A 12,812-nucleotide genomic window follows, 5' to 3' on the forward strand; every position below is an offset into this window, starting at 1 on the left:
TTAATTCCCTTTTAGCAAATTAATTTGTTTTTTCTTTGAGAAAATAGCTTTATCAGTTAATGGCCATTTCTTTTCTTTATCACTTAACAAACGTAATCCATCATCAACATTTTGTTTATAAGTACTTGGATACATCATAACTGTGGAATTAGTCATTAGTGTTCTTAATAATTTAATTTCTTGATTTGAAAGTTCTAATTGAACTTGCCCTACCTCTCTTCTCTGAAATTTTTGATCTATTGTATCTCCTAGATCAATATAGAGAATCTTTTTACCAACAATAATTGGTTTTATGCGATTTTTAACAAAATCATCACTAGGTGAAACTAATCTATCTTCTTTATAATTTTTACTATTAGTATTAGACTTAGCTATTTCATCATCACTGTAAAATATATAAAGATCGACAAGATCGCCACTCTTTAGATTTTTTACCAAGTATGAATCAATTTGATCCAATTTGAATGGAAACATATAATTTCCTTCTTTTATCGCTGACATTAAGTATTCCTCTGAATTAGGTGCAGCAATAAAACTTCTTTCTATAAATGCATCTTTGGCAATATTATTTTTAGCAACATAAGCATCGATTTCTGTTGCATCGCCTATATATTTGGATTTGTCATTAGACCCAATTTTGACTTCTATCGATTTAAAATAATAGTCATCCTTAGTCAAAATTTTACTTTTACTAATACTACGTTTAGCAGCTGCTACGGTTATGATTTCTGTTTTAGGTTCTTCTTTTTTAGGTTCTTCTTTAACTTGAACTGGTTGCTGAACTATAGGCTCTGCAGCAGGCTCAGGCGATGATTTAGTAAATAGTAATGCCAGTCCCACAACTAACATTAATATATATAGAATAATTATTTTTTTTTGTTTCATGCAAACTCCCTAAAATTTTATATCTATTGTTATTATTTTTTTTGCACTTATTTATTCTCTAAATAAAAATCGAATGCAAAGCAATGAGCTTTACCGTTAGAATTAGGGCCTGCATCGAAATCCTTCACTATTGAGTCCTGTTTTGTTTTTATTTGTAAAACTAATGTTTTTTCGGCAGTTAAAGTTCCCGTAACATTAGCAAAATCACGGTCACTACGAGAAATTTGGTTAATGATATAATTTATTCCTTTGCTAGGAAGGGTTACGTCATATAACGATAATTTGAACTCTGTTGGTGAAATTTTTTCAATTACATATTGATTTTTATTTAATGGACTAACTGTTTCAAAAGTTATTCTACTAAATTTTCGATGTTCACCAGATCGAACAGCTAAAATAGTCGATTGATTCGTCGCCTGATTGACCTGATTATTTTGTTTAGAATCGGTATTATTAACAACTGTTGAATTAGTTGCGGTAGCTTGAGAAGCTGTTTTGGATTCAGTTTCTGAATCTAATTTAGCCACACTCGATAATTTAGTACTAATTTCCGACTTATCAGTTGTTTGTGAATTAGTTACTTTTTCAGACTTAATAACTTTTTTGTCCGTTTTATTAACCTTTTGTGATGCCGTTTTTTCAATTGTATACTGCTTTTGATTATCACTTTGCGATGGCACAATTTCATTAAATTTAATCGCTTTAATTGGCTCGATCTGTTTTAGTTCTTGAATTAATATTTCTGGCTCATTAGATAACCTATGCCCTAAACAAAATGACTTAGCTAATTGAATTTTATTTAATTTAACCAACGTGTAAAGCAAGTTATGAAGAATGGTTTGGTCACGATACCCTTTTGTATATAAAATATTTAAGTGCTTATAAGCCTCATTATAATCTTGATTCAAAATTGATAGCATAGCTAGATTATTTGTGACTTTGTTCTCATCATAAAAGTTTTCTCTAGCTAGATTGAATGAATATCGTGCAGCATCATATTGTTTCTTTTTCAACAAAACAATACCTTTTACATTATATGCTTCACCATTTTTAGGATTAATCGTGATTGCTTTGTCTAAATATTCTAATGCAGTATCATTATTCCTCATTTTTGATTCAACATGACCATACAAAACAAAAAGATTATCATTTTTGCTCTTATTCAAAACAGGAGTTAATGTCCTTTTTGCCGCTTCATAATCATTAGATAAGTAATAGACTTGAGCAAGTTTATATCTTGTATCTTCAGTATCAGATTTTTGTAAACGTTGTTTATAAAGCTCAATTAAACCGCCATAATTTTTTGTGGTTTCATGAATGAAAATTTTTTGTTGCTCATTTAAATCGTATCTTAAGGTACTATTTTGACATCCAGTAGCAACAAACAATATTGAACATACCGCAATAAATTTCGGATTTATTAACACTTTTGGTTTACAGAATTTTAAAAAATCATTCATTATCTCTAGATCCCTAATTATTCATCTGACTTAATGTCGATATAATATTCATAATAACTGGCGCAACTACAACAACAAGAACAGGAACTAAAAAGAATACCATCATCGGCATTGTCATTTTAGCTGCAATAGCAGCGATTCTTTCTTCTATTGTTAATTTTTGTACTTCTCTGATTTCAGCTGATAATTCTAATAAAGCGTCATAAATCGAATTACCATAACTAATACTCCTTTTTAAAGTAATACAAAACATTCTGACTTCTTTACACGGTACTTCTTTCAAAATTAAATCAATAGCGAGCTCGATACCATTAACATCCATCATTAAACAAGCTCTTTCTAAAATAGTTGCCACATCCCTATTAATTGGTTTTACTTTCGTGCTTAAATATCTAAAACCATTTTCGACTGTCATGCCTGATTTCACCATAATTGCCATCATATCAATGATCAATGGTAAATCTTGTGAAATTCTTTTAATTCTTTTTTCTGTCTGTTTTTTTACTAATCTATCAGGCAGAATAATGACTATAATAATAATAAAGAATAATACAATTAGTAATATATTTGAACTAAGTTCAATAAAAGAAAATACTTGATTCACAAGATAAAAAAATGAAAATCCGATAATAATAGCGTAAATCTTCCAACTATTTTGTTCTTGAAAACGACGCAAAAAAGTTAAGCTTATACTATTTTTTGCAGCGAGCCTCTCAAAAGCAAGGTTTCTTTGGTTAATATGCTTTTTAGGTGCTCTCTTTTCTTCATTTTCATTATTTAATAACAAATTAAGTTTTTCTTTTCTTTGATGCAACAAATATAAGCAGACTAATTCTCTACTACTTATAAAAATTAAAATAATGGGAATTAATATATTTAATAAATTCATCATAATTTAAATGACCTTACTAACCATTCCTTTTATAATGAAAAGCCCAATAGCAACACTACCAAATATATAATATAAAACATAATGACCAGCTGTTGTGCCAACCAATTGTTCATAATTTGCTGGTGAAGCAAATTTAAGAATAAATACAAAAGCAAAAGGCATACCGCCTAGTATTTTCATAGTCATTCTTAATTCAGCCGTTTTACCGTCTCTAGTTTTAGTTAAAATTCGATTGTTTATTAACATTTTTGTTAACCGACTAAGAACTTCTTTTAATTCTCCACCACTATCTAGATTAACCATTACTGTCAGAATAAAAAAATAATATTCTGGAAATGGAAGCCTTAAATAAGATCTTATCAACACATCCTCAATATTTTCACCAATTTCAATTCGGCTATCCACATCCTTCATTACTTCACCAACAATTCCACCAATAGAATTTCCACACGTTTTAAAACTTGTTGTTATTGCGCCACCAGATGACACAACACCTGTAATGGTGTTTAATGCTTCAGGAAATGTATCGTAAAACTCTTTTTTTAACTTTCTTTTTTTTATAAAAATAATTATAACAATTGTGATAATAATACTAGCTAAAGTAGCAAAATAGCTATTATAGTTAATATACTTTTCATTCAATATGATACCCGCAACTGTACCTGCAAAAATATAAACAAACAACCGACTTTTTGATTGCCCCATTACAAGAAAATTGTAATCAGATCTAATCATCATTTTAATATTAAAGCTGATGCGTTCCCAAAAGGATTGCTTTTTTTGAGATAATTGCCTTTCGACCAAACTTGATAACGAAGTATTTTTAGTTTCGACATTATAAAATACTTGTAATCGCCCACTACGGCGATGCAATGCAAAAATATTTATAACGGCAACAAAAATAAGTACAAGCGAAAGAAGTAAAATCATGTTTTTAAACCTACTGCATTTAACATTAGTTTTTCTAACACATCTGACATTTCATAATATTGAGCACTATCATAAAGTGCAGATCGCCTAACTAATCCATTACAGACAAATTCACCTTGAATCTTACCATTTCCATCTCTTTCGTCATGAATTTTAAACTTAAAAACGTCATGAGTAACAATATTATCGGATTCTAATCCCATAACTTCAGTAATACTCATTACTTTACGTTGTCCATCTGGAAGGCGTGAAGCCTGAATAATATAGTTAACGGAAGAAGCAATATAATGTCTAATTGCAACAATAGGTAATTCAGGTTGAGCCATAATGATCATACTTTCTAATCGAGATAAAGCATCTTTAGCAGTATTGGCGTGTAATGTCGACATTGAACCATTGTGCCCCGTATTCATAGCTTGAAGCATTTCAAAAGCTTCTTCACCACGGCACTCCCCTAAAATAATTCGATCTGGTCGCATACGCAATGCATTAACTAAGAGATTTTGCATAGTTACTCTTCCACGACCATCCTCACCACCTGATTTGGTTTCCATTCTAAGCACATGATCTTGCTGCAACTTTAATTCAGCGGCATCTTCAAGTGTAATAGTTCGCTCATGTTCACCAATAAATCCAGACAGTGCATTAAGCATTGTTGTTTTACCAGAACCTGTTCCACCTGAAACAATAATATTCATTCGACATCGAGCAGCGATAACTAAAAAATTAGCCATGTCCTCATTTAGTGAACCATAGTTGATCAAGTCATGAAATGTTCGACGGCCAGTACCAAATTTACGAATTGACATCGACGTTCCATCAATGGCAACTGGAGGAATAACAACATTAAGTCGGCTACCATCGGGCATCCGTGAATCGACTAAAGGATGTGCCTCATCAATATTTTTACCAACTTTATTGACTAAACGTCTTGCGATATCAAGTAGTTGACGTTCGTTTATAAAAAACTTATCCGTTTTGGCAAGGACCCCGCCCCGTTCAACATAAATACTATAAGGACCGTTGACTAAAATATCATTAACCGTTTCATCTTTCATTAATGAGTCAATTGGACCATAACCAATAATTTCATCGCAAATCATACCAGCCAATACACCAGATTCATCGGCAGTAATATAAGCATTACCAGAATTAACAATATCTCTGATTATTGTTTGAATTTCACGCAAAACTCGATTGGGTTCGTTTTTTAATTGCTCAATTAAATCAAGATCAAGCACTTGAAAAACTAAATCACGAACTCTACCCCATTCTTCAGAAAACTTAGATTGTCCATTAGCCATAACATTTATTATATTATTTTTTACATTACAAAAAAGTTACTAGCACTTTAACTCGTGCTAGTAACTTTAACTTAACAAAGATAATAATACATTATCTTCAAACTAAATTAACCAGCAGTAGATACCGCATTGATTGTAGAAGTTACTTTAGTTTTTAAAGTACTAAAAACTTCACTTAACATTGACGCTACTGGACCATCACCTTTAAAGACAACGAATACAACAGTAGCAACACCTGCTGCAACAATTGCATATTCAATTGCTGTTACGCCTTGCTCATTTTTAACAAATTTACCTAAGAAATTTCTTGCTTGAGAACGAATTGCTGATAAATACATCATTATTTTCTCCTTTTAAATATTTTTTAAAATTATTACTAAAAATTTATACCTCTTTATCAAGAAGTGTACATATCTTACACTAATAAAATTAAAATGACTAGCTATCAATCGAAAATTGTATTTTTATAATTCACATCATGGTTATCGTGTAAATATTGACCATTGACAAGATAATATTACTTCTTTTTTTTCAAAAACATGTATTTTTAAAAATACAATAATGTCCTCTATTTAATAAAATTTAATTGAAAAAATATAATTGATTATTATAATTTTTACAAAATAACGATAAGATAACTAAGATATACTATGAAATCATATGGAATTGAAAGAAGTTCCCGTTTAATTTTACTGTTAATCTATACTTTCATTAGTGCTATTTTTGCTTTTATTTACCTTACTAAGTCTGGTGCACAGCGGGATGGATTTTGTTTTGAAAATCCTTTTTTTTATCTAATTACAATAACAACTCTATGCTTTATTGTGTTAGTACATGCAAGCATTAGTAGTCGTCATAAACCCATTGTTGCCTTTGGCTCTTTATTTTTATTTCTTTTTTTATCTGAAATCAGTTTTTGCATTTTTTATGGGGAAATAATATCAGAAGGAGTACTTGATTCTATTATTGAGACTAATTCTCACGAAGTGATGTCAATGACTAAACAGGCCTTGCTCATAATAGGTCCTGCATTTATTACAACCTTTCTTATTTTATTTGTTCTTAAAAAATTAATTTTCGTTAAATTTAGGATTTTTGTCCCCCTATCTTTGTATATACTTATACTATCCGTTGTTCTTTTATTCCTAGTAACTAAGTCATCACTAAAGTCTGACATTAAAAATGGTCATCTTAAAAGTAGTGTTAGTGTAATTCGAACAATATTCCCTGCTGTGCTTGGCGATTTATCCTATCTTTTGGCTAGTTATGCATCAACAGATATCTATTCAAATACCAATGAAATTGAGAAATTTAATCAAGCTGTGATTTTACCTCCTAATAAGTATGATAATGACTTAATCGTATTTATTATGGGCGAATCGTCTTTAGTTTCCCGCTATAGCGCTTATGGTTATCATCAGCAAACTACCCCTTTTATGACCAATATTTTTAGTCAAAATGGCGGGTGTATTATCCCAAATAGCCACTCAGCCGCCGCTTTAACCCGGGATTCTATACCAATGACACTTTCATTCAATGTGCCCGAAAGCAATGATAATTTGTTCGATAATAAATCGATTATTGAAATGGCTAGGTTCAACCATTACAAAACCTATTGGTTAGCATCGGCTGCGCAAGCAATTCAAGGTACATTTAATAGCAAATTTGGTTTTATTGCACGTAAAAGCGATGTTATCACTTTTAGTGAAGATCTTTTGGATATTAATTTAAGTCAATTATTAGAAGACACCCTACAAAAAGATAATTCTCCAAAAAAATTTATTTTTGTGCATTTGCGCGGTAGCCATCAACCCTATAGCAAAGGTTATGATGAAGTTGATAAGTTGGCTTTACCTGATGTCGAAGAATATGATTTAACTATTCATCATACCGACCGTACAATCAAAGCATTATATGATGTTATCAATAAATATAGTAACAACTATACCATTATTTACACTTCGGATCATGGCGAAATTGTGAATGTTGGGCATGGTATAGGTGACAACGTTGACCAATTTCTAATCCCTTTTATGTTTATATCAACCAATCAACGATATAATTGCCAATTTATTGAATCGTTTCGGGGGCCAGATGGTTATTTAAGTGGAATTATGAATAAATATATTCTATCTAATCTTTTAGGTTATGAGATTGATCCGGCTATCCTTGACAAAGAAAAAAATAATGATCGAGTTTTTATGCCAAACAGTAGTGTCATGCCTTTTTTAGAAGTACTTAACAAGCATTAATTTGTGCTTACTACACGTTGAGGAATTGATAGAAATCGGCTATAAATTTTATACAAAATATTAAATGTGCGTAAAAGTATAGCTCCTTTTTGTTATTACATACTAGAGGTTATCGATCTTTCAATAAAAAGAAAATAAAAAGACATTGTATATGATATAGTTTTGCCAAAAATTAACAATAACAGCACGTTATATGTAGAACATATGTTAACAGATAACCACTAAAAAAACAAAATAAACAAACACATAGCAACAGAATAGAAAATATTTTATATTAAATGCGGGACGGCTGTACGTGGTAAGATATTCTAAAGAATATTTGAGGGCTAGAGTGACCAAATCAACTGTCACTTTTAACTAGTAAATACACAAATATAGGATGAGGTCATATTTTATGAAATTATGCGGGATAAAAAGAGTTCGGCCCTTAATATTATTGTTATTGGTTTATACGTTTATCAGTGTTATCTGGTCTTACTGCTTTAATAATAGCTATCATGATAAATCTACCGAATCTATTTGGGGAGATTTGTTTTTCTATATTACAATAATAACAACTTTAATTTTTATTATGATAGTACATAATTGTATTTGCAGCTGTCATAAGCTTATTGTTGTCTTTGGCTTTTTATTATTATTCCTTTTTTTATCCGAAATTAGTTATTTTATTTTTTATGGGGAAATGATATCAGAAGGAGTACTTGATTCTATTATTGAGACTAATTCTCATGAAGCAATGTCAATGGCTAAACAAGCTTCGATCATAATAATTCCTGCGCTTATTGCGGACTTCATTATTTTATTGATTCTTAAAAAAATTGTTCGTATTAAATTTAAACTTTTTATTCCTATAACTATTTATGTGCTTATATTGTCCTACCTTATTTATTGTCTAGTAAATTACACCGCATTAACACCTGATATTAAGCGAGGTTTCTATAAAGCTAGTGATAGCATAATTCGTAAAAGTTATCCTGCTGTACTTGCTAATTTAGCTTATATTTTAACTAGTTATGCATCAACAGATATTTATTCAGATACCCATGAAATTGAAAAATTTAATCAAGCTGTGATTTTACCTCCTAATAAGCCTGATAACGACTTGATCGTATTTATTATGGGCGAATCTTCTTTAGTTTCCCGCTATAGCGCTTATGGTTATCATCAGCAAACTACGCCTTTTATGACCAATATTTTTAGTCAAAATGGCGGATGTATTATCCCAAATAGCCACTCAGCAGCCGCTTTAACCCGGGATTCTATACCAATGACACTTTCATTCAATGTACCAGAAAGCAATGATAATTTGTTCGATAATAAATCGATTATTGAAATGGCTAAGTTCAATCATTACAAAACCTATTGGTTAGCATCGGCTGGGCAACGAATTCAAGGTACATTTAATACTAAATATGGCTTTATTGCACGTAAAAGCGATGTTATCACTTTTAGTGAAGATCTTTTGGATATCAGTTTAAGTCAATTATTAGAAGACACCCTACAAAAAGATAATTCTCCAAAAAAATTTATTTTTGTACATTTGCGCGGTAGCCATCAACCCTATAAAGGTTATGATGAAGTTGATAAGTTGGCTTTACCTGATGCCGAAGCATATGATTTAACTATTCATCATACCGATCGTACAATCAAAGCATTATATGATGTTATCAATAAACATAGTAACAACTATACCATTATTTATACTTCGGATCATGGCGAAATTGTGAATGTTGGGCATGGTATTGGTGACAACATTGATCAGTTCCTAATCCCTTTTATGTTTATATCGACCAATCAACGATATAATTGTCAATTTATTGAATCATTTCGGGGACCAAATGGTTATTTAAGTGGGCTTATGAATAAATATATTCTATCTAATCTTTTAGGCTATGAGATTGATCTGGCTATCCTTAACAAAGAAAAAAACAATGATCGAGTTTTTATGCCAAACAGCAGTGTCATGCCTTTTCTAGAAGTACTTAACAAACATTAATTTGTTACTTACTATACGTTGAGAAATTTTTTATCATTGTTATTTTTTCAATAAATGTATTAAGTTTTTAAAAAAATTTATTTAGTACAAGCTAATAATCACAAATAGAACAATAAGTTAACCTAATATGGTAAAAATATAATAGGGTAATATAATGAAATTTTTTAAAATTAAATGGAATCTTTCTTTCATTTTATTGTTGGTTTATATCGTTTTTAGTGCTATTTTTTCTTATTTAACATCTGATGTTATTGGCAGCAAATTTATTTTTAAGGAACCTATATTTTATGCCGTTTTGATAACAACTTTATGTTTTATTATTCTTTTACATACATGCATTCTTAGCCGTAATTATTTTATATTTGCTCTTGGCTCGCTTTTTCTATTTTTGTTTTTACTAGAAATAAGTTATTTTATTTATTACGGGCAGGTAATATCAGATACCGTTCTCGACTCTATAGTAGAAACCAGTTCTTATGAAATATTGTCAATGTCTAAACAAGTTTTAATCATAGCTGGCCCCGCATTTATTGCAACTTTTCTTATTTTATTTATTTTAAGAAAAGCAATTACTGTTAAATTTAGACCTGTTATTCCATTAATATTGTATTTAATTTTACTTTTTTTTATTGTTTTTTCACAAAATTTAGCAGAAAAGTCTGAAATCGAGAGAGGCAACTATAAAACTACTGCTGAGATAGTTCGTCGAATTTATCCAGCGGCATTGGGTAATTTATCTTATCTTTTTGCTAGTTATGCATCAACTGATATCTATTCAAATACCAATGAAATTGAGAAATTTAATCAAGCTGTGATTTTACCTCCTAATAAGCCTGATAACGACTTGATCGTATTTATTATGGGCGAATCGTCTTTAGTTTCCCGCTATAGCGCTTATGGTTATCATCAGCAAACTACGCCTTTCATGAGCAATATTTTTAGTCAAAATGGCGGATGTATTATCCCAAACAGCCACTCAGCCGCCGCTTTAACCCGGGATTCTATACCAATGACACTTTCATTCAATGTGCCCGAAAGTAATGATAATTTATTTGATAATAAATCGATTATTGAGATGGCTAAGTTCAATCATTACAAAACCTACTGGTTAGCATCGGCTGGGCAACGAATTCAAGGTACATTTAATACTAAATTTGGTTTTATTGCACGTAAAAGCGATGTTATCACTTTTAGTGAAGATCTTTTGGATGTCAGTTTAAGTCAATTATTAGAAGACACCCTACAAAAAGATAATTCTCCAAAAAAATTTATTTTTGTGCATTTGCGCGGTAGCCATCAACCCTATACAAATGGTTATGATGAAATTGATAAACTGGCTTTACCTGATGTCGAAGAATATGATTTAACTATTCATCATACCGACCGTACAATCAAAGCATTATATGATGTTATTAATAAATATAGTAACAACTATACCGTTATTTATACCTCGGATCATGGCGAAATTGTGAATGTTGGGCATGGTATAGGTGACAACGTTGACCAATTTCTAATCCCTTTTATGTTTATATCAACCAATCAGCGATATAATTGCCAATTTATTGAATCGTTTCGGGGACAAGACGGCTATTTAAGCGGGCTTATGAATAAATATATTCTTTCTAATCTTTTAGGTTATGAGATTGATCCAACTATCCTTAACAAAGAAAAGAATAATGATCGAGTTTTTATGCCAAACAATAGTGTCATGCCTTTTTTAGAAGTACTTAACAAGCGTTAATTTGTTACCTATTATACGTTGAGGAATTGATAGAAATCGGCTATAAATTGTATATAAAATATTATAAAAGGGGCACAAAACGCCCCTTTTTTGCTATTAAATACTAGTCTATAATTTATTATTAATAGTGTACTTTTTAGAGTAACTAAAAAATACACTATTGAACACATAAAGCTTTTTACGTGGACATTAAACTTAAATAATGAATTCTGTAATTAGAAATGCATGTTCTAACAATGAATTTAACTGTATGAATTATAGTAACTATTCAAGACTGTTACTCACACTTTAACAAATCTATAATCAATTTAAAAACATTTGAATGTCCTTTGCGACTTGGATAGTAAAGGTAAAAAGAGTCATAAGTGATAGCAAACTCGGTTAACAACTCAACTAATGACCCCGATGTTAATTCCTTTTCAACATCGGCTTTAGCCGTCCAAGTGATGCCTAAACCATCTAAAGCTGCTTGCTTATGCAAATGATTATTAATTATAAATTGTGAATGAGGATGATATTTAATCATCTTTCCTGCTTGCGTAAACTCCCATGGCAATTCAGTTCCGTGCTGTGAGGATATTCTCATACCAATTAAGCGATGTTCATCTAACTCTTTAATTTGTTTCGGTATCACTTTTCCGATTAAATATTCAGGGCTAGCGACTAAGGCCATTTTTAAGGGCGGTGATATTTTTACAGCAATCATCTCTTTGGCTAAATCACTTCCTAAACGACATCCCATATCAAAACCTTGTTTAACAATGTCAGCCCAACTATTATCGGCTTGAATTTCGACCTTAATCAGCGGATAACGGGGTAAAAAATCGCGTAATTTTGGATAAATAATATGTTCTACAGCGATACTTGGCGCGTTTATCCTGATCGTTCCTGAAGGTATATTAATAAAATTGTTTAGTGCGTTCACCTCTTGATTAATCGAGTCAAATAAAGGGGATAGCTTTCGGTATAGTTGTTCTCCTGCTTCAGTCAGTGATACATTACGAGTATTACGATTAAATAAACGCAAATTTAATCGGGTCTCTAGATTTCGCATACTATGACTTAACGCTGATGAGGAAATTCCCAATCGTTGCCCTGCTTTAACAAAACTGCTGGTTTGTGCTACGGTAATAAAGTAATTTAACTCATTAAGGTTGTACATAATTGCATTTTATTAGTGAATTTAATTCACTACACTATAAAACAACCACCCATTTATCTCAATAAAAGCTCTCGTTAAAATGACGTTATTATTAAATTAATAAATTAATCAAAAATCCAAGATATGCCATGCGTGAAAATTTAGGTATAGCCAAAGTTTAATTATTTGCGATATAACTAATTAAAAGGGA

At 30.8% G+C, this 12,812-nt stretch carries 10 protein-coding genes; 3 read left to right on the forward strand and 7 right to left on the reverse strand.

The features are described from left to right. From A9G44_RS08025 to A9G44_RS08050, 6 genes are all read right to left on the reverse strand, one after another. Nucleotides 1–885, reverse strand: coding sequence for a hypothetical protein (locus A9G44_RS08025; protein WP_065610290.1), 885 nt, complete (start codon nt 883–885; stop codon nt 1–3). Between the two features lie 47 nt (nt 886–932). Next, nucleotides 933–2,345: a tetratricopeptide repeat protein gene (locus A9G44_RS08030; protein ID WP_065610292.1), complete on the reverse strand. Its 1,413-nt coding sequence runs from the start codon at nt 2,343–2,345 to the stop codon at nt 933–935. Between the two features lie 13 nt (nt 2,346–2,358). Then, nucleotides 2,359–3,237: a type II secretion system F family protein gene (locus A9G44_RS08035; RefSeq protein WP_081298292.1), complete on the reverse strand. Its 879-nt coding sequence runs from the start codon at nt 3,235–3,237 to the stop codon at nt 2,359–2,361. 3 nt (nt 3,238–3,240) lie between these two features. Further along, nucleotides 3,241–4,167 carry a type II secretion system F family protein gene (locus tag A9G44_RS08040; protein WP_065610296.1) on the reverse strand — a complete coding sequence of 309 codons (927 nt, stop codon included), beginning with the start codon at nt 4,165–4,167 and terminating at the stop codon, nt 3,241–3,243. Further along, entirely contained in the window at nt 4,164–5,471 is a 1,308-nt protein-coding gene (locus tag A9G44_RS08045) for a CpaF family protein (RefSeq protein WP_081298293.1), read from the reverse strand. Before A9G44_RS08045 ends, A9G44_RS08040 begins: the two co-directional genes overlap by 4 nt. A gap of 107 nt (nt 5,472–5,578) precedes the next feature. Then, nucleotides 5,579–5,812, reverse strand: a complete 234-nt coding sequence (locus A9G44_RS08050) for a Flp family type IVb pilin (protein WP_081298294.1) — start codon at nt 5,810–5,812, stop codon at nt 5,579–5,581. Nucleotides 5,813–6,121: 309 nt separating this feature from the next. Between A9G44_RS08050 and A9G44_RS08055 the strand changes: the two genes are divergently transcribed. From A9G44_RS08055 to A9G44_RS08065, 3 genes are all read left to right on the forward strand, one after another. Next, the gene (locus A9G44_RS08055) at nt 6,122–7,723 is read left to right on the forward strand and encodes a phosphoethanolamine transferase (RefSeq protein ID WP_143426348.1); all 1,602 of its coding nucleotides are present in this window, start codon (nt 6,122–6,124) and stop codon (nt 7,721–7,723) included. Between the two features lie 682 nt (nt 7,724–8,405). Then, the gene (locus tag A9G44_RS08060; protein WP_218837567.1) at nt 8,406–9,719 is read left to right on the forward strand and encodes a sulfatase-like hydrolase/transferase; all 1,314 of its coding nucleotides are present in this window, start codon (nt 8,406–8,408) and stop codon (nt 9,717–9,719) included. 490 nt (nt 9,720–10,209) lie between these two features. Next, nucleotides 10,210–11,460 (forward strand): phosphoethanolamine transferase, encoded by a 1,251-nt coding sequence (locus A9G44_RS08065; protein ID WP_179854827.1) that lies wholly within the window; start codon nt 10,210–10,212, stop codon nt 11,458–11,460. A gap of 277 nt (nt 11,461–11,737) precedes the next feature. Here A9G44_RS08065 and A9G44_RS08070 read toward each other — a convergent pair whose 3' ends face one another. Beyond that, nucleotides 11,738–12,622 carry a LysR family transcriptional regulator gene (locus tag A9G44_RS08070; RefSeq protein ID WP_034912674.1) on the reverse strand — a complete coding sequence of 295 codons (885 nt, stop codon included), beginning with the start codon at nt 12,620–12,622 and terminating at the stop codon, nt 11,738–11,740. Between the last annotated feature and the right edge of the window lie 190 nt (nt 12,623–12,812).

This window comes from Gilliamella sp. Occ4-3, from assembly GCF_001690675.1.
Lineage (GTDB): Bacteria > Pseudomonadota > Gammaproteobacteria > Enterobacterales > Orbaceae > Gilliamella > Gilliamella bombi.